At 67.3% G+C, this 20,730-nt stretch carries 19 protein-coding genes and 1 tRNA gene; 14 read left to right on the top strand and 6 right to left on the bottom strand.

Translation table 11 applies throughout. The features are described 5' to 3' along the window. Positions 1–23: 23 nt before the first annotated feature. Positions 24–2,804, top strand: coding sequence for a UvrD-helicase domain-containing protein (locus tag ACOQPI_RS04225; RefSeq protein ID WP_420618455.1), 2,781 nt, complete (start codon positions 24–26; stop codon positions 2,802–2,804). On the opposite strand, the gene dxs is transcribed toward ACOQPI_RS04225, so the two are convergent. From dxs to ACOQPI_RS04240, 3 genes are read right to left on the bottom strand one after another with little or no spacing between them, the layout of a single operon-like run. Continuing rightward, the gene (gene dxs, locus ACOQPI_RS04230; RefSeq protein ID WP_420618456.1) at positions 2,794–4,647 is read right to left on the bottom strand and encodes a 1-deoxy-D-xylulose-5-phosphate synthase; all 1,854 of its coding nucleotides are present in this window, start codon (positions 4,645–4,647) and stop codon (positions 2,794–2,796) included. The two genes, ACOQPI_RS04225 and dxs, sit on opposite strands and share 11 nt — an antisense overlap. A 29-nt stretch (positions 4,648–4,676) precedes the next feature. After that, entirely contained in the window at positions 4,677–5,474 is a 798-nt protein-coding gene (locus ACOQPI_RS04235) for a phosphatase PAP2 family protein (RefSeq protein ID WP_420618457.1), read from the bottom strand. A gap of 21 nt (positions 5,475–5,495) precedes the next feature. Then, positions 5,496–6,491: a lysylphosphatidylglycerol synthase transmembrane domain-containing protein gene (locus tag ACOQPI_RS04240; RefSeq protein ID WP_420618458.1), complete on the bottom strand. Its 996-nt coding sequence runs from the start codon at positions 6,489–6,491 to the stop codon at positions 5,496–5,498. A 122-nt stretch (positions 6,492–6,613) separates the two neighbouring features. Between ACOQPI_RS04240 and ACOQPI_RS04245 the strand changes: the two genes are divergently transcribed. The 4 genes from ACOQPI_RS04245 (at position 6,614) to ACOQPI_RS04260 (ending at position 11,943) form a co-directional block, all read left to right on the top strand. Continuing rightward, entirely contained in the window at positions 6,614–8,248 is a 1,635-nt protein-coding gene (locus ACOQPI_RS04245; RefSeq protein WP_420618459.1) for an acetolactate synthase, read from the top strand. 64 nt (positions 8,249–8,312) lie between these two features. Then, on the top strand, positions 8,313–9,704 hold the full coding sequence (locus ACOQPI_RS04250) for a TldD/PmbA family protein (RefSeq protein WP_420618460.1): 1,392 nt from the start codon (positions 8,313–8,315) through the stop codon (positions 9,702–9,704). 40 nt (positions 9,705–9,744) lie between these two features. Beyond that, complete coding sequence (locus ACOQPI_RS04255) at positions 9,745–11,091, top strand: TldD/PmbA family protein (RefSeq protein WP_420618461.1); 1,347 nt, start codon at positions 9,745–9,747, stop codon at positions 11,089–11,091. Between the two features lie 15 nt (positions 11,092–11,106). After that, a complete protein-coding gene (locus tag ACOQPI_RS04260) occupies positions 11,107–11,943 on the top strand; it encodes an undecaprenyl-diphosphate phosphatase (protein ID WP_420618462.1) in 837 nt (278 codons plus the stop codon). Between the two features lie 6 nt (positions 11,944–11,949). Here the strand turns inward: ACOQPI_RS04260 and ACOQPI_RS04265 are convergent, their stop codons facing one another. From ACOQPI_RS04265 to ACOQPI_RS04275, 3 genes are all read right to left on the bottom strand, one after another. Then, the gene (locus ACOQPI_RS04265; RefSeq protein WP_420618463.1) at positions 11,950–12,591 is read right to left on the bottom strand and encodes an SAF domain-containing protein; all 642 of its coding nucleotides are present in this window, start codon (positions 12,589–12,591) and stop codon (positions 11,950–11,952) included. A 76-nt stretch (positions 12,592–12,667) separates the two neighbouring features. Beyond that, positions 12,668–13,468, bottom strand: coding sequence for an S-methyl-5'-thioadenosine phosphorylase (locus ACOQPI_RS04270; RefSeq protein ID WP_420618464.1), 801 nt, complete (start codon positions 13,466–13,468; stop codon positions 12,668–12,670). 9 nt (positions 13,469–13,477) lie between these two features. After that, on the bottom strand, positions 13,478–13,861 hold the full coding sequence (locus ACOQPI_RS04275) for an FmdB family zinc ribbon protein (RefSeq protein ID WP_420618465.1): 384 nt from the start codon (positions 13,859–13,861) through the stop codon (positions 13,478–13,480). Positions 13,862–13,909: 48 nt separating this feature from the next. Between ACOQPI_RS04275 and ACOQPI_RS04280 the strand changes: the two genes are divergently transcribed. The 9 genes from ACOQPI_RS04280 (at position 13,910) to ACOQPI_RS04320 (ending at position 20,717) form a co-directional block, all read left to right on the top strand. After that, entirely contained in the window at positions 13,910–14,515 is a 606-nt protein-coding gene (locus tag ACOQPI_RS04280) for a glycerol-3-phosphate acyltransferase (RefSeq protein WP_420618466.1), read from the top strand. Further along, positions 14,515–15,720 (top strand): gephyrin-like molybdotransferase Glp, encoded by a 1,206-nt coding sequence (gene glp / locus ACOQPI_RS04285; RefSeq protein WP_420620982.1) that lies wholly within the window; start codon positions 14,515–14,517, stop codon positions 15,718–15,720. The genes ACOQPI_RS04280 and glp overlap by 1 nt, the downstream gene beginning before the upstream one ends. 70 nt (positions 15,721–15,790) lie before the next feature. Further along, the gene (moaA, locus tag ACOQPI_RS04290) at positions 15,791–16,774 is read left to right on the top strand and encodes a GTP 3',8-cyclase MoaA (RefSeq protein ID WP_420618467.1); all 984 of its coding nucleotides are present in this window, start codon (positions 15,791–15,793) and stop codon (positions 16,772–16,774) included. A 1-nt stretch (position 16,775) separates the two neighbouring features. Continuing rightward, positions 16,776–17,279 (top strand): cyclic pyranopterin monophosphate synthase MoaC, encoded by a 504-nt coding sequence (moaC, locus tag ACOQPI_RS04295; protein WP_420618468.1) that lies wholly within the window; start codon positions 16,776–16,778, stop codon positions 17,277–17,279. Between the two features lie 448 nt (positions 17,280–17,727). Beyond that, positions 17,728–18,015, top strand: coding sequence for a hypothetical protein (locus ACOQPI_RS04300; RefSeq protein WP_420618469.1), 288 nt, complete (start codon positions 17,728–17,730; stop codon positions 18,013–18,015). Between the two features lie 75 nt (positions 18,016–18,090). Then, positions 18,091–18,164: transfer RNA gene (locus ACOQPI_RS04305), tRNA-Ala, on the top strand. 30 nt (positions 18,165–18,194) lie between these two features. Then, complete coding sequence (locus tag ACOQPI_RS04310; RefSeq protein ID WP_420618470.1) at positions 18,195–19,199, top strand: phosphotransferase family protein; 1,005 nt, start codon at positions 18,195–18,197, stop codon at positions 19,197–19,199. A gap of 37 nt (positions 19,200–19,236) precedes the next feature. Beyond that, complete coding sequence (locus tag ACOQPI_RS04315) at positions 19,237–19,605, top strand: hypothetical protein (RefSeq protein WP_420618471.1); 369 nt, start codon at positions 19,237–19,239, stop codon at positions 19,603–19,605. A 2-nt stretch (positions 19,606–19,607) separates the two neighbouring features. Further along, positions 19,608–20,717, top strand: a complete 1,110-nt coding sequence (locus tag ACOQPI_RS04320) for a hypothetical protein (protein WP_420618472.1) — start codon at positions 19,608–19,610, stop codon at positions 20,715–20,717. The last annotated feature ends 13 nt before the right edge of the window (positions 20,718–20,730 follow it).

A 20,730-nucleotide genomic window follows, 5' to 3' on the forward strand; every position in this document is an offset into this window, starting at 1 on the left:
GTGGCGACGAGCCAGGCGACGCCATGAGAGGACCTGAGCGCCTGGGTCGAAGCGCCCTCGTCCGCGTGGGGCAGGCTGCGCCGGAGGGGTGGGAGGGGTGTCAGCGGCTGACGATCCGAACCGACGCATTCAATCCTGAGGTGGGGCGGGAGCTGAGGCGGGCCTGGGTGGAGCGCACTCCGCTGGTGGTCGAACTGGACGGCGAGCTGCCACCGCCCGAGCCGGTGATGCACGCCCAATGGTGGGAGCTCAGACCGGGTCTGACCATGCCTGCTGAGGTGCTCCGCCATCTGCTAACGGCCAACGCGGTGGATTGGCGCGTCCCTGAACGACCCCGGTTTGAGCCGCAAGAGCGAGCCCTGTCTTTGGGGGCCCGTCCCGCGGAAGCTGGCGAGCCAGGAGATGTGGTGACCGATGCCGGCCCGGTGTGGTGCGATGGGGGGCCGTTCGACGTGTTCACCAGCGAGGTGCTGGGCGGCAGACACGCTACCGGTGGGGTGGCTGGCGAGGAGCTTGGTGCCGGGTTGGTCTCCGCGGTGAATCTGGCAGTGGGCAGCCTGAAAGCGCTCAGCCCGGCCGTACCCCGGGCCGATCTTGCCGATGACCAGCGTGCCGCGGTCGGCCACCTGGGAGGAGCGGCCAACATTGTGGCGCCAGCCGGGTCGGGCAAGACTCGGGTGCTCACCGAGCGAGCCCGGTACTTGGTGCGCGACCTCGGGGTAGACCCAAGAGCCGTCTGCTTGGTGGCGTTCAACGTGCGGGCCCGGGCCGAGATGCAGGAGCGCACCTCCGATCTACCGGGCTTGGAGGTGCGAACGCTGAACAGCCTGGCGCTGGCCATCTGCAACGGCACTGGGCCGTTTGCCCGACCCCGAGACCACGGTCGGGTGGAGGTGGTGGACGAGAGGCAAGTGCGGGATCTGCTCGGCGAGATGGTGCCCCGCAAACGGCGGGCCATGACCGATCAGCTCGCCCCCTGGATTGAGGCGCTGGGCGCGTCCCGCCTGGGTTTGCGCGATCCCGCCGAGGTGGAGCGCGATTTCCATCCCGATGTTCCCGACTTCTCCGAAACCGCCCCCCACTATGTGAGCCTGCTCGACGCCGAGGGGCTGGTGGACTTCGACCAGCAGATCATGCGGGCTATCGACATCTTGCTGAGCGACCCCGCCGCCCGGGCCGCGGCCCGGCGCACCTGCGGCATTCTGCTGGTGGACGAATTCCAAGACCTCACCCCCGCGCACCTCCTGTTGGTACGGCTGCTGGCCGGGCCGAGGGCCGATGTGTTCGGCGTGGGCGACGACGACCAGACCATTTACGGCTACTCCGGTGCCTCCCCGGAGTGGCTCATCGACTACCACAAGCATTTCCCCGGTGCTGAGCGCCACGAGCTGCACGTCAACTACCGCTGCCCTCCCGAGGTGGTTGACGCGGCCTCGAACCTCCTGTCCCACAACCGCCGCCGCATCGACAAACAGATCACTGCGGCGCCGAGCGAGGATCGACAAGACGAAGGCGACTCCGGTTCGGCCATAACCGTCGAGACGGCAGACGACGGAGCGCCGGTGCTGCGTCGGACGATCGAGTCGCTCCTCGATGGCGGTGCTGGACCCCAGGATGTTGCCGTGTTGACCAGGGTCAACAGCACGCTGCTGGTGCCCCAGGTCGTTCTGGGCGACATGGGGGTGCCGTCCAATCAGCCGGTGGGTCGCCTGTTCTTGGAGCGCACCGGGGTGGCCGCCGCCCTAGCCTGGCTCGACATCGCCACCGCCTCCGAGCGCGACCTGCCGGCCCGGGCGCTTTCGGACGCAGCCCGCTGTCCGCCCCGGGGCATCTCCCCCCGAGTCATCGAGTGGATCGCCGAGCAGCAGAGCACCTCGCAGATCAAGGCCCTGGCCGGCCGCATCAAAGACGAGCGGTCGTCCAAGAAGGTGGGCGAGTTCGCCGACGACGTCGAGATGCTGAGGTCAAGATTCAAGAAGGCAGGCGGAGAAGTCACCACCCGATCACTGTTGGAGACGGTGAGAGACGAGATGGGTCTCGGCGGCAGCCTGGACACCCGATTGGACGCATCTCGCCGCTCGGTCGACCGCTCGGCTCACGGCGACGATCTGCGGGCCCTCATCTCGGTGGCCCACCTTCATCCCGACCCGACCGACTTTCGGAGATGGCTGTTCGACCGGCTCGCGGACGGGTTCGAGGGGGAGGGCAGCGGACGCGGTGTCCACCTGGCCACTGTGCACCGGGTGAAGGGTCGGGAATGGCCCCATGTGATCGTCTACGAGGCGTCGAAAGGGCTGATGCCCCACCGCTTGGCCGGCGACCTCGAAGAGGAAAGGCGGGTGTTCCACGTGGCCATCACCCGATGTTCAGAATCGGTCACCCTCATCTGCGGCGACCCGCCTACCGACTTCCAACACGAGCTGGCCTCTCGGTATAGGCCTCCTCCCCAACCCGACCCCGCAACCACTTCCGGTTTGCTGACACCGCCAGTGGTGGTGGCAACGGCCTCATCGCCGAGGGCAAACACCGCAGCCAAGCCGACGAAGCGCCCCAAGGCCCAGCCTCCCGCCGACCCGGTGGGCGCGGCGGCGTTCGAGACGCTGAAAGCCTGGCGGCTGGAGCGCAGCCGAGCCGACAACGTGCCCGCCTACGTCGTGTTCAGCAACGCCACCCTCATCGAACTGGCCACCCATCGCCCTACCACCGATGCGGGACTGCGGGCCATTAGCGGCATCGGCCCCGCCAAGTTGACCGCCTACGGCGAGGCGGTCAAAGAAATTCTCGGCCAGTTCGCTACGCCTTGACGGCCAGCGCTTCGCGGGCTGCCTCCGCAATCCCGGCGGGGTCGAGGCCGCAATCGGCCAGGATCTGGTCGGGCTTGCCGTGGGGGATGTACTCGTTGGGCACGCCCAGCACCCGGATAGCGGGCACGGCGCCCTCGCGGCCCGAGTGGGCCAGTTGGTGGGCCACGGAACTGCCCGCCCCGCCCTCTCGCCAACCGTCCTCAATAGTCAGAACCGCCCGATGGCGGGCGGCGTCGGCCAACATGTCCTCGTCCAGAGGCTTGACGCTGCGCACGTCCCACACGGTGGTCGACACGCCGTCGGCCTCCAGCAGTTCGGCAGCTTCTTCTGCCGGGGCCAGCATCTTGCCCACCGATAGCAGGCACACGTCGGCGCCCTCTTTCACCTTACGGCCCGTGAGGCCGAACCCCACTTGGTCTTCGGGCACCGACGGGGCCGCGGTCTTGGCCCACCGTATGGCCACCGGTCCGGTGGTGATCTCCAAGGCGTCGTGCAGCATCTGCTGAAGCTCTTGGTAAGACGAGGGGGCCAGCACAGTCATGCCGGGAATCTTGGTGAGCAGAACCATGTCGAGCACCCCGTGGTGCGACGCCCCGTCGTCGCCGGTGATGCCGGCCCGGTCCAAGCAGAACACCACCGGCTGGTTGTGCAGGCCGACATCGAGGTTCACCTGGTCGATGGCTCGGGTCAAAAATGTGGAGTAGATGGCCACCACCGGGCGGAGCCCGCCCATGGCCATGCCTGCGGCGGCGGTCACGGCATGCTGCTCGGCGATGCCCACGTCGAAGCACCGCTCCGGGAACCGCTCGGCGAACGGCAACAGCCCGGTGGAGTCGGGCATGGCCGCAGTGATGGCCACCAGCTCAGGACGGGCCTCGGCCTCTTTGATCAGCGCAGTGGTGAAAGCCTCGGTGTAGCTACCCGGCTTGGCGTACGACGTGTCGTGCATGTTCTTGACCGGATCGTTCTCAGCCGGTGCATACCCTCGGCCCTTTTGGGTGAGCACGTGTACCAAACACGGCCCCTCAAGATGGGACACCCGGCTGAACACCCGCTCCAGCTTGCCCAGGTCGTGGCCGTCGAACGGTCCGAAGTAGCTGATGCCCAACTCGTCGAAGAACGTGCGGGGCTCCACCATCTCCCGTACCGCGGCCTTGGCAGCCCCCACGGTACGGCCGGCCAGATCGCCCACCCAGGGGATGTTCTGAAGAACCTTGCGTACCTGGTTGTCGGTGCGGACATAGCGGGGGTCCATCCGCACCCGCAGCAGGCTCTCCGACAGCCGGGAGATGGTGGGGGCATACGAGCGCCCGTTGTCGTTGAGCACCAGGGTCACATTGCAGCCCGAGTGTCCAATGTTGTTGAGCCCCTCGAAGGCCACCCCCCCGGTGAGCGATCCGTCGCCCACCACGGCGATCACCCGCCGCTGTTCGCCACCGGCGGCTTGTTGCGCCGTGGCCAGGCCGTGGGCGTAGCTCAATACGGTGGAGGCGTGGCTGTTCTCGATCCAGTCGTGGGGGGACTCCTCCCGGCTCGGGTATCCCGACAGGCCGCCGGGTTGGCGCAGCGTCTTGAACTGGTCGGTCCGCCCTGTGAGCATTTTGTGTACGTAGGCCTGGTGGCCGGTGTCCCACAGGATGATGTCGCGGGGAGAGTCGAACACCAGATGAAGGGCCAGCGTCAACTCCACAACACCCAGGTTGGAGCCCAAGTGACCACCGGTGGCGTTGACCGTGTCGACGATGAACTCTCGGATCTCTTCGGCAAGCTCGGTTAGTTCTTCGTCACCCAGTCGGCGCAGATCAGCGGGACAGGTGATCTTTTGAAGATGGTTGGCGTCCATTTCCCTCCCTGCGGGTTGGGGGATTCAGGTTACCCGCGGTCTCGCCACGCGTGGTAGCCCCGTGCTGCCGCCCAGCCCACGCCCAAAGCGCCCAGTCCGCCCACCGCGTCGATCCAGTAGTGGTTGGCGGTCACCACGATGGCGAACAGGGTGAGCCAGGGGTAGGCGGCGATGGCCCATTTGGCCACAGGGTGGACCAAGTGCTTGCGCAACGCCAGAAAACACCACATGGCCCAGGCGAAATGAAGGCTGGGCATGGCGGCGTATTGGTTGGAGAGCGTTTCAGCCGCGCCCGAGGTGAACGACCACAGACCGCCCAACTCGGTCACCGTGTCGACATACCCGGTTTCGGCCAGATCGCCGCCGTAGCGCCCGCCCACCGACAGCAAGCGAGGGGGCATGAGCGGGAACAGGGCGAACCCCACCAGGGCCGAGCCGGTGGTCAAAAGTCCGGTGGCGCGCCAGAACGGGTAGTGCCGGGGGAAGCGCCAGTAGAGCCAGATGAGGGTGAACGCGGTGACCGCGAAGTGGAATAGCCCATAGAACAAGTTCCAGAACTGGATGAACGCCACCCAGCCGATGAACAGGTCTTGGAGGTCGCGCTCGAAGTACAGGCCGATGCTGCGCTCCCAGTCGATCACCAGCTCCGCGTTGGCCTGCGCTTTGTCCGGCTCCACCGCGGCGCTCCCGAACTGGTTGCGCACCCAGGAGTAGATGCCGTAGAACGCCCCGATGACCGCCAGCTCCAGATACCAGCGGGGCCGGGTCCGGCTCTTGGCCATACCACGTCGTCGCAGCGTGCCCGACTTCAGCGAGGATAGCGTCATGGCTCCGGGTGTCAGTGGCGGTCAGCGCTCATGGCGGGAGCGCGAGGCCCGTTGCCAGTGGCGACCGCCGAAGACCAGCGCTGGCAAACCCACCAGGCTGCCGGCCACGGTGAGGAAGTAGAGCAGCAGCCCCATGGCGATAGCCCGCTCGTCGATCACGCCCAAGTCGTGGAGGAAAAACACCAAGGCCACCTCCCGCAGACCGAGCCCTCCCAAGCCGAAGGGCAGCACCTGGAAGATGAGCACCGCGGGGATGAACGCCATCAGCTCGGTGGGCCCCAGGCCGTTGATCCCCACCACCTTGGCCGCGCACCCGGCGGCGGCCAGCATTATCCCCTGATAGACGAAGGCGGTGATCAGCACCCGGCCGGTGTCGCGGGGCTTGGTCCGCAGCTCGTCGATGCCCATGTGCAGTCCGTTCACGAACCGGACCCAGCCGTTGCGCCGGCTGACCCATCGGCCGAACCACTGATTGCCCACCAGCAGCAGGATCAGTCCGAGAGCCAGCAGGGTGAGGCCGGCGGTGATGGCCGCCACTCGGGAGGGGGCGCCCAATCCCCGCAGCTCTTCGTTGAGCACCAAGCCCAACAGGGTGAACACCGGCAGCACGATCCAGCCGCTGAGCCGCTCCAACAGCACCGAGGCGAAGCTGTGGGGGCCGTCGCCGGTGTCGTTGGAGAGGCGGGATGTCCGCAGCACGTCGCCCCCCACCGTGGTGGGCACGAAGTTGGAGATGAACATTCCCGCCATGTAGTGCGAGAACATGCGCCGGGGCTTCACTTGCAGCCCCAGGGCGACGGCCACCTCGTACCACCGGGCGGTGGCCGCCATGTTGCCCATCACGGTGAGCATGAGCGCCCCGATCAGCCAGAACGGCGTGGTCGAGTTGAAGTCGGGCCACAGTTGACCGGCGTCGAACGAGGGCAGCCGCCAGATCAACAAGAAGAACAGGGCCACGCTGATGCCCACCCGGAGCACGACGCTGAGCACCCGGCGGGTGGTGTGCTTCTCAGTCAAGCCCGGGCCCGCAAACGTGTAGGGGTGACCCCGGGCACGCGCCAGCAGTTGAGGCGGCCATTGGGGTCATTCAATAAAGGCTATTGCCCCGCCGCGCCCCTATGGAGGTTACGGTGAGGCCGATGTCGGGAAAACAAGTCAACGGCCACGGGGGCGATCAGGTGCTGGCCGCCTTGGCCCCCTTCGGAGTGCAGGAGATGTTCACCCTGTCGGGGGGCCACATATTCCCCTTGTACGACGCGGCGGTGAAGCGGGGCGATGTGGTGCTCTACGACGTTCGCCACGAGCAGACCGCGGTCTTCGCGGCTGAGGCGCTGGCCAAGCTGACCCGCCGTCCGGGGGTGGCCGCGGTGACCGCCGGGCCCGGGGTGACCAACTCGGTGAGCGCGGTGACCACCGCCTGGCTCAACGGCGCGCCGCTGGTGGTGCTGGGGGGCCGGGCCCCGGAGGCCCGCTGGGGGTCGGGCTCGCTCCAGGAGCTCGACCACGTGCCCATCCTGGCCCCGGTCACCAAGCGCTCGCTCACCGCGGGGGGCGGCGACGATCTGGCCGCCGCCACCTATCGGGCCGTGCAAGCCGCCATGACCCCTCACCGGGGCCCGGTGTTCGTGGACTATCCCATGGACGTGATCTTCTCCGAGGGCTCCGGCACCGTGCCCGACGAGCCCATGCCGGTGGGCGAGGTGCCCAACCCCGACGGGGTGGCTGCGGTGGCCGACATGGTGGCTGCCGCCCGTCGTCCTGCGGTGCTGGTGGGCACCGACGTGTACTGGGACGGCGCCTGGGATGCGCTGCGGGCCTGGGTGGAGGCCCAGCGGCTGCCCGCCTTCGCCAACGGCTTGGGCCGGGGATGCCTGCCCGCCGACCACGAGCTGTTCTTCAGCCGCACCCGGCGGATGCTGCGCTCCGACGCCGATCTGGTGATTGTGGCCGGCACCCCGCTCGACTTCCGGCTCTCGTTTGGCCGGTTTGGCGATGCCCAAGTGGTGCATCTGACCGACAGCGTCGAGTCTGTGTCGGCCCACGCCCAGCCGGCGGCGACGGTGTCGGGAGATTTAGCCCAGATGCTGGGTGCGCTGGCCGACGGTCCCGCGCTGGCCCACCCTGCTGAGCGCGACCAGTGGGTAGCCCAACTGCGGGACACCGAGAATGCCGCTCGGGCCGAGGAGGAGGATCTGCTGACGACGGCGGCCGATCCCATCTTGCCCACCAGGGTGTACGGGGAATTGCGCCAGGTGCTGGATCGGGATGCGGTGGTGATTGGCGACGGCGGCGACTTCGTTTCTTATGCCGGGCGCTTCGTTAACTCCTACTTGCCCGGCCACTGGCTCGATCCCGGTCCCTACGGCTGTTTGGGAACCGGGATGGGCTACGCCATGGCCGCCCGGGTGGCCCACCCCGACCGCCAGGTGGTGCTGCTGTTGGGCGACGGGGCGGCCGGGTTCTCGCTGATGGACGCCGATTCGCTAGTGCGCCACAACCTGCCGGTGGCCATCGTGGTGGGCAACAACGGCTGCTGGGGCTTGGAGAAGCATCCCATGCGCCAGATGTACGGCTACGACGTGGCCGCCGACCTCCAGGAGGGGTGCCGCTACGACCAGGTGGTGACCGCCCTGGGCGGGGCCGGGGAGACCGTGGAGCGCCCCGACGACATCGCCCCCGCCCTCAAGCGGGCCCTCGACGCCGGGGTTCCCTACGTGGTGAACGTGATCTGCGATCCTGAACACGCCTACCCCCGCCGCTCCAACCTGGGCTGATGGCCCCTGTTCCCGGTTCGGACGGGATGTCGGTAGGCTACGGCGTCGAGGCAAGGGAGAAGCTGTGATCGACGAGTCTGTTGTTTCTGGCACGCTGTCGGAGGCGCTGAAAACCGGGGGCGAGTTTGCCGAGGTCTTCGTGGAGGACCGGCGCTCTTCGTCGGTGCTGTTGGACGACGGCAAGGTGGAGGAGTTCACCTCGGGCCGCACCCGGGGGGCGGGGATCCGCGTCGTGGTGGGCGAGACCACCGGGTTCGCCCACACCTCCGATCTGAGCGAGGCCGGTTTGGCCAAAGCGGCTAGGGCCGCGGCGGCGGCCGCCCGAGGCGGCGGAGGTGGCCACCAGATCGTGGCGCTGAGCCGGGTGGATGCCCCGGCCCCCAACGAAGTGGAGGTGCTGCCCGAGACCGTGGCCAAGGCGACCAAGGTAGAGCTGCTGGGCCGGGCCGATGAGGCCGCCCGAGGAGCCGGATCGGCCATCACCCAGGTGTCGGCCCGCTACGCCGACGGCCGTCGTCGCATCCTGGTGGCCAACAGCGACGGGCTGCTGGCCGGCGACGACCAGGTGCGCACCCGGTTCGCAGTGTCGTGCGTGGCGGTGGGCGACACCGGCATGCAGACCGGGTTTGAGAGCGTGGGCCGTCCCATCGGTTTCGAGCTGTTCGACGAGTACGAGGTGGACGCCTTGGCCCGCACCGCCGCCAATCGGGCGCTCACCAAGCTGGCCGCCCAACCCGCCCCCAGCGGTTCGATGCCGGTGGTGATCGGCCCCGGCGGCGGCGGAGTGCTGTTCCACGAGGCTTGCGGCCACGGTCTCGAAGCCGACCTGGTGGCCAAGCAGGCGTCGGTGTTCCGGAACCGGGTTGGTGAACAGGTGGCCCACCCCGAGGTCACCCTCATTGACGACGGCACCATGGCCCGGGAGTGGGGCGCCTACGCCATCGACGACGAGGGTCGCCCCGCCCAGCGCAACGTGCTCATCGAGAACGGCGTGCTCACCGACTACATGTGGGATCTGCTGCGGGCCCGCAAAGAGGGGCGGGATAGCTCGGGCAACGGCCGCCGCCAGAGCTACCAGCACCTGCCCATGGTGCGAATGACCAACACCTACCTGGCCAACGGCACCGAGGACCCCGCCGACATCATCGCCGCCACCGACCGGGGGGTATATGTGGCCCACCTGGGAGGCGGCCAGGTGAACACCGCCACCGGCGACTTCGTGTTCGGAATGAGCGAGGCCTATCTGATCGAGAACGGCAAGATCGGCTCGCCCATCCGGGAGGGAAACCTCATCGGCAACGGCCCCGAGGTGCTGGCCGGTATCGAGGCGCTGGGCAACGACTTCGCCATGGGGTCGCCGGGAACTTGCGGAAAGGACGGCCAAGGCGTCCCGGTGGGCGACGGCACCCCCACGCTGCGAGTGGCGTCGATGACCATCGGCGGAACCGCGGCGTGACGGCTCGCCGACCGAGGTTGACTTTCGACAGGACCGCAGCGTGAATCCCGAGGAGCTGTTGGAGATCGCCGAGCGCATCGTGGGCTGGGGGCGCGACGGCGAGCAGGTCGAAGCGGTGGTCGGCCACAGCCAGGAGACTGAGGTGCGGGTGTACGAGGGCGAGATCGAGTCGCTCTCGGTGGCCGAGTCGCAGGGAGTGGGCATCCGGGTGATCGCCCACGGCCGCCAGGGGTTCGCCCACGCCGGCACCCTCGATCCCGACGTGCTGGAGGAGACTCTGGCCGAGGCCCGCGACAACGCCGTGTTCGGCTCGCCCGACGAGTTCTTCGGCCTGGCCGAGCCCGACGGGGTGGACCCCCCAGAGCTCGATCTCTACAACGAGGCTCTGCTGAAGGTGAGCACCGAGGCCAAGATCGACATGGCCCTGGAGTTGGAGCGAGCGGTGCGAGCCGGCGATCCCCGCATCGTGGGAGTGGAGTCGGCCGACTACGGCGACGCGGTGGGGGCCGACGCCATCGCCACCACCACCGGCATCCGCAGCACGGGCAGGGACACATCGTGCTACCTCACCGCCTACTCGCTGGCCTCGGAGGGCGACGAGACCCAGACCGGCTTCGGGTTCTCGGTGGGCCGCGAGCCCTCCGCCCTCGACGTGGGAGAGGCCGCAACTGACGCGGTGGAACGGGCCACTCGGATGCTGGGGGCCACCCAGCCCCCTACCGAGCGGGTCACCGTGGTGCTTGACCCGTTCGTCTCCGCCCAGTTCCTGGGCATCATCGGGGGCACCCTGTCGGGCGAGGCGGTGCTCAAGGGCCGGTCGCTGTTCGCCGACCGCCTGGGCGACCAGGTGGCCGCCGCGGGCGTCACCCTGGTGGACGACCCCACCAACCCGGAGGCGTTCACCGCCTCCGACGCCGACGGCGAGGGACTGGCCACCCGGCGCAACCTGCTCATCGGCGGCGGCCAGCTCGAGCGGTTCCTGCACAACAGCTACACCGGCCGGCGCTCGGGCACCGCATCCACCGGCTCGGCGGTGCGGGGCTACGCCAGCACCCCCGGCGTGGGCTGTCAGGCGCTGTCGCTGGTTCCCGGCGACCGTTCCCCCGACGAGCTCATTGCCGGGATCGACAACGGGGTGTTGGTGCAGGGAGTGTCGGGGCTGCACTCGGGGGTGAATCCGGTAAGCGGCGACTTCTCCACCGGGGCCGAAGGGCTGCGCATCCGCAACGGCGAGTTGGCCGAGCCGGTGAGAGAGATCACCATCGCCTCCACCCTCCAGCGGATGCTGCTCGATGTGGCTGCGGTGGGGTCCGACCTCACCTGGCTGCCGATGAGTTCGGCCGGGGTGACGCTGGTGGTGGCCGAAGTCACCATGTCCGGGGCATAATCGCTGGTAGGGGCCATGTCGGTCCTGCATGCCATATTGCTGGGAATCGCTCAGGGGCTAACCGAGTTCCTGCCGGTGTCTTCTAGCGGGCACCTCCAGATCATTCCCTGGCTGGCCGATTGGAACGACTTCGAGGGCCGCGAGGACCTAGAGAGAGCATTCGATGTGGCCCTCCACCTGGGCACTCTGGTGGGGTTGGTGGCCTGCCTGCGCCGAGAGGTGTGGGCACTGGTGCGAGACGGGATTGCCGCGGTGGTCGATCGCCGAAGCCCGATGACCGCCGACGGGCGACTGGGATGGCTGCTGGTGCTGGCCACCGTCCCGGCCGCCGCGGTGGGGGTGGGACTGCGGTCGGTGATCGACGAAGCCGACGATGAGATTTGGCTCACCGCGATCTTGTTGGGCGTCTTCGGCCTCCTGCTGTGGTGGGCCGATCGACGCCAGGGCCAGCGCCACACCGAAGACGTCGGAGTGCGCGACGCCGTGCTACTGGGGCTGGCCCAGGCCTGCTCGCTCCAGCCGGGGGTGTCGCGCTCGGGGGTGATCATCACCGCCGGGCGGCTGCTGCGATACGACCGCGAGGCCGCGGCCCGACTGGCCATGCTCATGAGCGTGCCGGTGATCGCCGGGGCGGGTGTGTACCTGTTCATCGACATCGGCGGGTGGGGAGGCATCCCCGCCGATGCCCGAGCCGCATTTACCTGGGGTATGGCCGCCTCGGCGGTCACCGGATTCGCCGCGGTGAAGGGGCTGCTGGCCCTGGTGCGCACTCGCAGCTTCGGTCCGTTCGCCGTCTACCGGGTGTTGGTGGCCCTGCTGGTGCTCAGCTTGATCGCCGCATCGGTGCGGTAGAAACCGTCATCCTGGCGGCACTAGGGCCAGGGTGATTGAGCCTTGGATCACGGCCGAGGCTACGGGGAGTAGCTCTTGGTCGGTCACCGCAATGGTGACGGCGTGCTCGGCTCGAGCAGTCACCACGGCGGCGTTGGCCACGGTGAGGGTGGCTTGGGTTTGGGCCCCGCTCTCATCGGAGATCGGCAAGGTCACCAGCACATCCACCCGGTCGCCGGGAGCCAGCGGGGGGATGGCCGTGTGGGCGGGAACGGCCACCTCGATGCGATCACCGATGGGGATTCCCCCCAGTCGGGCCGCGGTCACCATATCGCCGACGTGAAGAGCAGCCGAGGCCACCTCGTTGCCGGTCAAAGCAGACTTTGCATCGGACGGCAGCACCAGCGCGGGGTATCGGCGGGTCTCGGTGTTCTCCTCGTCCAGCGCTTGTCCGGCCTCAATGGTCTGGGTGGCCACCACTACCGGGGTGAGCTCCCCTAAAGAGGGGCCACCCCCGGCCATCCCGGCAACGGCCGCCACCGCCAAACCAGTTATCGCCGCGGCCCCGGCCACCACCAGCCAATAGCTGCGTCGCCCGCCTGGCAGCCGGGCCAGCAGGGATCCTCGCCACGCCAGGGGTTGGTCGGCGCTTTCAGCAGATGCGTCCACCGGCGCGCTCCTCCAACCGGTTTCGGAAGGGGGAAGCGTCGCTCAGGTTAGCTGCGGTTTGAGTCGTTGGGAAGGGTCAGGATGAGGGCAGCGGTGGCTCGATGTCGTTGGTTTGTGCGGAGCAGTCGGGCAGGTTGTGGGCGATGGCCCGAATGGCGCCGAAGAGCACGGCTCGCATTCGGTCGACGTTTTGGGCGAAGAAGGCGAACACCTCGTCTTGGGTGACCGGCTCGATGTCGGGATCGTCGTCCAGGCCGACGTCGTAGTCGGTGACCAAGGCGGCGGTGGCGTAGCAGATGCCCAGCTCGGCGGCGAGGGCGGCCTCGGGGTACTGGGTCATCCCCACCACGTCCCAGCCGTTGTCGCGGAACCAGCGGGACTCGGCCCGAGTGGAGAAGCGGGGGCCCGAGATCACCGTCATGGTGCCCCCATCGTGGGCGGTCATGCCCTCGACGCGGGCGGCGTCTAGCAGCGCCTGGCGGAGCTCGTCGCAGTAGGGGTCGGCCAGCGAGACGTGGTTGGTGACGGTGTCGAAGTAGGTGTCGGTCCGGCCCGAGGTGCGGTCGACCAGTTGGTCGCACACCACGATGTGGCCGGGGGCCAGCTCACGACGCAGCGAGCCGCAGGCGCTGGGTCCGAAGATGGCCCGCACACCCGCTTGTCGCAGAGCCCACAGGTTGGCTCGGTAGTTGACCTTGTGGGCCGGATATCGGTGGCCGGGGCCGTGGCGAGCCAGAAATACCACCTCGATGTCGTCTACCGAGCCCATGGTGAGTGGACCCGACGGTGGTCCGAACGTGTCGTCGCCGGGGACTTCTACCGCGTCGTCTAGCAGGGAGTAGAGACCGGAGCCGCCGATGACGCCGATCTCGGGCATGGCTGGCGACTAGTCGTCGGATGAGCTGGAGGCGGCCTTGGCCGGTTCGCGGCTGGACGACTCCGATGAGCTGCTGTCGGATTTGGCCGCGTCGGACTTCGCCGAGTCCGATCTTTCTTGGCCGTTGGAACTGTCGCCGTTGGACGACGAGCCGGCCATGGTGGACGACTTCGCTCCAGAGCGGCTGTCGTTTCGGTAGAAGCCGTCGCCCTTGAACGTGATGCTGGGGACGCTGAAGACCTTGTTCACTTGGCCCTTGCCGGGCTGGGTGCAGGCGGCGGGGCTGGCGATTGAGTCGGCTTGGGGGCAGACGGTGAGGGAATCCTCGGAGAACGACTGGATAACTTCGAAGCGGGTGCCGCAGGTTTGGCAGCTGTAGTCGTAGGCGGGCACGAGAGTTAAGGATAGGGGTGTTATGAGATTGCTGGCTATCTGAGGGGTTTGGATCCGTTTCACTACGATGGGCGGGTGGACTGGGCTTGGTGGCTTGTGCTGGCCGGGTATGCGTGGGGGACGTTTCCTGGCGCGCTTTTGGTGGGGAGGTATACGGGGCACGATCCGACCCGGGAGGGGTCGAATAATCCGGGGGCCAGCAATGTGTATCGGGTGGCGGGGCGGTGGCCGGCGGCTTGGGTTCTGCTCAGTGATGTGGGAAAGGGGTTCATCGCTGGTGGAATGGGCCTGATCTTTGGCGACCAGCTGATAGGGGCGGTATGCGGAGCGGCCGCGGTGGTGGGCCACATTGTGCCCCTCGGCCGCTATCGCGAAGGAGGGAAAGGCGTGGCCACCTTCGGGGGGATGCTGCTGGCGCTGACACCAGTTGTGGGGGTGATCCTTATCGGCGTCTGGGCGGTGGCTCTGGCCGTCACCAAACGGGCTGGGGCGGCTTCGCTGGTGGCGGTGGCCGCGGCGCCGGTCTCAGTGGCCATTCAGGGCTGGCCAGCACCGGAGGTCTTGGTGGTGATCGGGGTAGCGGTGGTGGTTCTTGCCCGCCACCATGAGAACATTCGCCGCATGTGGCGTAGACAAGAACCGGCGCTTTGGTGATGATCCCACTGGCTGAGGCTCAGGAGCGGGTGCTGGCCGGTTGCGGCATTCTGGGCGAAGTTACTGTGGCTGTCGGCGACGCTCAGGGCTTGGTGACCACCGAAACAGTGGTGGCGCCCGAGTTGGTGCCCCCGTTCGACAACACGGCGATGGACGGCTTCGCGGTGCGGTCGGCCGATGTGGCCGATGCGCCGGTGACTCTGGCCGTCGCGGGCACGATTGCCGCGGGGGTGCCGCCCGACATAACGGTGGGTGCCGGACAGGCTGCCCGCATCATGACCGGCGCCGTCATTCCCCCCGGCGCCGACGCGGTTGTCATGGTGGAGCTAACCGAGACCAGAGCTGACGGAGCGGAAGTGACCGTGGCCCAATCGGTGCCCGTGGGCAACCACATCCGCCGGGCTGGCGAGGATCTGACGGTGGGCCAGACGGTGTTCGGTCCGGGAGAGGTGCTCACCCCGGGGCACTTGGGGGTGCTCACCAGCCTGGGCATGTACCAGGTCAAGGTGCGGCCCAAGGCCCGAGTCGGGGTCATGTCCACCGGCGACGAGCTGGTGGAGGGGCCACAGCCGCTGGAGAGGGGCCAAATCCGCGATTCCAACCGGCACACGCTGCTGGCTCTGCTGTCCGAAGCCGGATGCGATCCGGTGGATTTGGGCAGCCTGGCCGACAATGAGGATGAGATAGCCGCCGGCCTTCGGGCCGGAGTGGAGAAGTGCGACGCCCTTTTGACCTCGGGCGGGGTGAGCATGGGCGACTACGACTATGTGAAGAAGGTGCTGAACGAGATCGGCGACATGGCCTGGATGCAGGTGGCCATCAAGCCAGCCAAGCCCCTGGCCTTCGGTCTGTTGGAGGGCATCCCGGTGTTCGGTCTGCCCGGCAACCCGGTGTCGTCCATGGTGTCGTTCGAGCTGTTCGCCCGTCCCGGTCTGCGCAAGATGATGGGCCACCCTCCGGGCACCTGGCATCGCCAGCCGGTGATGGGGCGCGTGGCCGAGCGGCTGGGCCGCCGACCCGATGGCAAGACCCACTTCGCCCGAGTGCGAGTGGAATACGCCGATGGCGAATTCTTGGCCCGGTCGGCCGGAGGCCAAGGATCGCACCAGCTCTCGGCAATGGCCGCAGCCGATGCCCTGGCCGTGCTGCCCGACGGCGACGGGCTCGATGAGGGTGACCCGGTGTCGCTTTTGATCCTGCGCTAGCTGTCGCCCCAACGAAGCCGGTTTAGCTTTCCACAGTGTGTTCGGCCGCTTATTCGGCCAGAATGGGGGAGTGAGCGTGCCGCTGATCGACGGTTTTGGACGGGTCCACCGGGATCTGCGCATTTCGGTGACCGACCGCTGCAACTTCCGCTGCACGTACTGCATGCCCGCCGACGGACTCGACTGGCTGCCTCGGGAGGACCTCCTCACCTTCGAGGAGATCGAGCGCATTGCCGCCCTCATGGTCGATCGGTTCGGCATCGACAGCATCCGGCTCACCGGCGGCGAACCCACCGTGCGGGCCAACCTGCCGGTGCTGGTGGAGAAGCTGGCCGCGTTGGGCGTCGATTTGGCCCTCACCACCAACGGCGCAACTTTGGGCCTCTTGGCCGACAAGCTGGTTGCGGCTGGACTGCGGCGCATCAACATCTCGCTCGACTCCCTCCAGGCCGACCGGTTCGAGCAGCTCACCCGGCGCAACGACTTAGACCGGGTGCTAGACGGGATCGACGCCGCCTTGGCCGCCGGTTTGAGTCCGGTGAAGGTCAACGCGGTGATGATGCGGGGCATCAACGACGACGAGATCGTGGACTTCGCCCGATTCGGTCGGGACAAAGGGGTTGAGGTCCGGTTCATCGAGTTCATGCCCCTAGACGCCGACCAGTCGTGGAGCAACGACAAGGTGGTCACGCTCGACGAGATCGTTTCCACAGTGGGGGAGGTGTTCCCGCTGGCTCCAGTGGAGCGCTCCCACTCGCCGGCCGCGGTGTGGCACTACGCCGACGGGCGGGGTTCGTTCGGGGTGATCGCCAGCGTGACCGACGCCTTCTGCGGAAGCTGCGACCGAGTGCGGCTCACCGCCGAGGGCATGTTCCGCAACTGCCTGTTCGCCGTGGATGAGCACGACCTCCGGAAGCTCATCCGCTCGGGAGCGAGCGACGACGAGATTGCCACCGTCATCTCCGATGTGGTGAAGGACAAGTGGGCCGGACACGCCATCAACCAAGTGCATTTCATCCGCCCTGGCCGCTCGATGTCCCAAATCGGGGGCTGAGGTGACCGACGCCGGGTTCACCCACCTAGATCCTCTCGGCCGGGCCCGCATGGTGGACGTTACTCCCAAGGATCCCTCGCACCGCCGGGCCATTGCCCGGGCCAAGGTGTTCATGAGCGCCGACACCGCGTCGGCGGTGGCCCGGGGGGCCATCGGCAAAGGGGATGTGCTGGCGGTGGCCCGCGTGGCGGGCATCCAAGCGGCCAAGCGCACTCCCGAGCTCATCCCGCTGTGCCACCCGCTGCTGGTGGGCGCGGTGCTGGTGAACTTCAGGATCGAGGACACCCACATCGAGATCGAAGCCGAGGTGGAAACGGTCGATCGGACAGGGGTGGAGATGGAGGCCCTCACCGCTTGCTCGGTGGCCGCGCTGACCGTCTACGACATGTGCAAGTCGCGGGACAAGGAGATGGTGATCGGCGAGGTTGCCCTGTGGGAGAAGTCAGGTGGACGCTCCGGCCACTACCGCCGCACGGGGAGCGCTGACGCGCCCTACGACGATTGAGCCGCCACTGCAAACAATCGGTGGATACGGCGGGTGGCGTGGGTGGACTTTTTGTAGTAGAACCGTAACAAGTGTCAACCAGCCGTAATGTCCGTCGGCAGATGGTCACGAAGCGCCCGGTCATCCTTCGGGAGGAGTTGAGGCGCGACTATCCACCATTGAGCGCGCGGTCACGGCTTACCATTAATTCTGCAAGGGACCCCCGAGATTGGTGACGTCAGTGTTGCTAATGATCTTGGCAGCCGCTTGGGCTGCCTTTTTGATTCCACCCCTGATCCGTCGTGCGCGCAACGGCCAGTTCAGGGGCAGGCGTCGTTCGTCACAACTCGGTTTTGGCCTTCCCAACCGCTCGATGCATCCCCGCCTTGCTGAGCGGGGGGCAATGTCGGCACCGGTGGTCGCTATTCGGCCCAATGTCGCTTTGCCCCCTCGGGTGTACGCTTCTCAGATGGGGTCGAATTCGACTCGGGGCATTCCCCGCACCTCAATCGATGCCCGCCGCCGTCGGCGCCGCATTCTGGTGACCCTCATCTTCAGCGCGCTGGCCACGTTTGTCTTTGCCGTTTATTTCGGCGGCTTTGCTCTTGTGGTTCATCTGCTGATTGACGCCCTCCTGCTGGGCTACGCCATGATGCTGGTGCAGTACCAGCGCACCCGCGAGGAGCGTCTCAATCCCATCGACGTGGATGCCCCGCAGTCTCGATCTTGGGACGTGGCCTCCGGCGGCCAGCGCTGATCTTTCCTTCGTCCTCTTCCCGTTGATTCCAGTCGTTGCCCGGGCGCGACCCCCACTAATCTGTGCGGCAACCTTGGGGCTGTAGCTCAGTTGGCTAGAGCGCCTCGTTCGCAACGAGGAGGCCGGCGGTTCGAGTCCGCTCAGCTCCACATCTCGGTCTGCCGGTAACTTCTCTGTCTATGACCGGTGAATTCGACGCTGCGCTGGAGGTCTTCATTCGGCGGCGCCTTGGGGATGTCGGTGGACTGCGAGTGGAGGGCGAAGCTCGAGTCACCGGCGGGCAGTCGAGGGAGAACTGGCCGTTCGACCTGTTCTGGGAAGAGGGCGGGAGGTCGCACCATCGCCGATTGTTCCTTCGGCGCGATCCGGTGGGCAGCGTGCTCGAGACCGACCGCAGGGCGGAGTACGAGGTGCTGCGGCGGTTGCACGACCAGCCGGTGCGGGCCCCCGAGGTGGTGTGGCTGGACGCCGACGGATCGGAACTGGGCCGCCCCGCGATGGTTATGACCCGCTATGACGGGCACAACGACCACTACATACTTCAGGGAGACAGCAACCAGCTCGACGAGGACGCCCGGGCCGGCATCGCCTCGCAGATGGTGGACCTGATGATCGAGATCCACAACCTGGACTGGAAGGATGCCGGGCTCAACGATGTGCTGGCCGTGCCCGCCGATCCGGCGGCCGCGGCCATCGACGAATGGGCCGCGGTGATCGAACGCCAGTCGTTGGAGCCTCAGCCGTTGCTGGCCCTGATTGAGGAGTGGCTGCGACGGAACCGGCCGGACCCCGGTGAGATCACCGTTGTCCACGGAGACGTCAAGCCGGGCAATGTGCTGTTCGACGGAGACCAGGTGCAGGTATTGCTGGATTGGGAGACCGTCCACTTGGGAGACCCGGCTGAGGATTTGGGATGGGTGACTAATCCGGTTCGCCGGATTGAGCACCAGATTCCCGGACGCTGGGAGGCGGAAGATCTCCTGTCGGCCTATGAGACTCGCACTGGCCGGACCGTCGACCGGAATGCGGTGCGATTCTGGCAGGTGCTCGCCAACTACAAGCTGGTGGCCATTGTGATGACAGGGGTGCGCAGCTTCTGTGACGGTCGCACCCTTCGGGTGTGGTCCGGGGCTGGACTTCTAGAAAATGTGTTGTTGGCCCAGACCGCGGAGGAGTTGAGATGAGATATTCGCCACTGGCCCTGATTGGGCGGGAATTGCCATGAGACCCACGCTGAGTGAGCAGATTGAGGGTGCCCGCCGGGTGCTGGTGGAGTTGGCCGCGCCCGAGGTGTCCGACCCCTATGTGCAGGAGCAGATCACCTTCGCGGCCGCCGCTTTGGAGCGGGTCGGGACACGTTGGCCCGAGGTGCTGCCCGACCTGGTGACCGACATCCGAGCTCTGGAAGGGGTCTTGGGCATCGAACCTGCGGAGCTGGCCGAAGCCGTGCCCGGGGTGGTCCACTTGGCCGCCGCCGAGGAGTATCACCGGGACCTCCGGGCTCGGCTCACCGAAGAGATCATGAGCGGGTCTGTGCCGTCTCCGGCGGTGCGGGCCTACCTGGCCGACTCGACAGAAAGGCTGAAGTAGCCATGCTTGGACCATTGGACGACACCCTGTGGCATCAGATCGCTGAGCCTTTCGAGCACGTCGGCACATCTGATCCCCGATTCTTCGACCGCTACTGGTTCGCCATCTACGACCCGGCGGGGCAGGCCGCGGTGCAGTTCACCATGGGCTCCTACAACAACATGAACGTGATCGACGGCGGGGTGGTGATGGTGCGGGGCGGCGCCCAGCACAACCTGCGGGCGTCGCGGGCGCTGCGCCCCCGCTTGGAACCCGAGGTGGGGCCGATGCGGGTGGAGCCCACGGTCCCGTTGGAGGAGCTGCGGATGATCCTGGCCCCCGGCGACCACTCCATCGCCTGTGATCTGGTGTGGCGGGCCGAGCTGCCCCCGGAGATCGAAAAGCCCCACGTGGAGCGGGAGCGGGGCCGGGTTGCCCAGGACTACCAGCGGTTCAACCAAGTCGGCGTGGTAAACGGCTGGCTTACCATTGGCGATGAGCGCCTCGAAGTGGCCGACTGGTGGGGCGGTCGGGATCACTCCTGGGGGGTGCGCCCGGCCATGGGCATCCCCGAGCCGGTCACCGGCCCGCCCCGACAGCACAGCGAGACCGGCACGCTGTTCTACTTCCTGTTCTTCTCCACCAACCGGCGGGCCGGCCACGTGCAGATCATGGAGCGGGGCCCCGAGCGGGTGTACCTCACCGGGCTCATTCGAGACCGGGATGCCCCCGATGTGGACCGCCATGTGACCGAGGCCGAACTGTCGTTGGAGTTCTTCGCCGGCACCCGGCGGTTCTCTTCGGCCGATATGGCGGTGAGCCTCGACGACGGGCGCTCTTTGCGGCTGAGCTCGGCGCCGCTGGGATCGGCGGTGGATATGGCAGGACTGGGCTACAGCGGCGGCTGGAATGACGAACTCGGCCTTGGCGTGTACCGGGGCGAGTCCTACCTAGAGCACGAGATCTGGGACGTTAGCCATCCCGCCGACGTGGTGAGGGCCTCAGGCGAAGTGTTCACGCCCATTCACCGCATCGCCCCGGTCACCGTCACCACCGACGACCCCGAGGAGACCGGCACCGGCAGCCTCACCATGATCGCCAACGGCCGCCTCCCCCAGTACGGGCTCGACTAGGCGGCCCTAGAGG

Origin of the sequence: Candidatus Poriferisocius sp. (genome assembly GCF_965219815.1) — a bacterium.
Taxonomy (GTDB): domain Bacteria; phylum Actinomycetota; class Acidimicrobiia; order Acidimicrobiales; family Bin134; genus Poriferisocius.

Coding starts and splice junctions, on each gene's coding strand:
- glp (WP_420620982.1), top strand. CDS start 14,515: ATGATCCCACTGGCTGAGGCTCAGGAGCGGGTGCTGGCCGGTTGCGGC.
- ACOQPI_RS04320 (WP_420618472.1), top strand. CDS start 19,608: ATGCTTGGACCATTGGACGACACCCTGTGGCATCAGATCGCTGAGCCT.
- ACOQPI_RS04260 (WP_420618462.1), top strand. CDS start 11,107: ATGTCGGTCCTGCATGCCATATTGCTGGGAATCGCTCAGGGGCTAACC.
- ACOQPI_RS04315 (WP_420618471.1), top strand. CDS start 19,237: ATGAGACCCACGCTGAGTGAGCAGATTGAGGGTGCCCGCCGGGTGCTG.
- ACOQPI_RS04270 (WP_420618464.1), bottom strand. CDS start 13,468: ATGCCCGAGATCGGCGTCATCGGCGGCTCCGGTCTCTACTCCCTGCTA.
- ACOQPI_RS04245 (WP_420618459.1), top strand. CDS start 6,614: ATGTCGGGAAAACAAGTCAACGGCCACGGGGGCGATCAGGTGCTGGCC.
- ACOQPI_RS04225 (WP_420618455.1), top strand. CDS start 24: ATGAGAGGACCTGAGCGCCTGGGTCGAAGCGCCCTCGTCCGCGTGGGG.
- dxs (WP_420618456.1), bottom strand. CDS start 4,647: ATGGACGCCAACCATCTTCAAAAGATCACCTGTCCCGCTGATCTGCGC.
- ACOQPI_RS04235 (WP_420618457.1), bottom strand. CDS start 5,474: ATGACGCTATCCTCGCTGAAGTCGGGCACGCTGCGACGACGTGGTATG.
- ACOQPI_RS04310 (WP_420618470.1), top strand. CDS start 18,195: ATGACCGGTGAATTCGACGCTGCGCTGGAGGTCTTCATTCGGCGGCGC.
- ACOQPI_RS04300 (WP_420618469.1), top strand. CDS start 17,728: ATGGGGTCGAATTCGACTCGGGGCATTCCCCGCACCTCAATCGATGCC.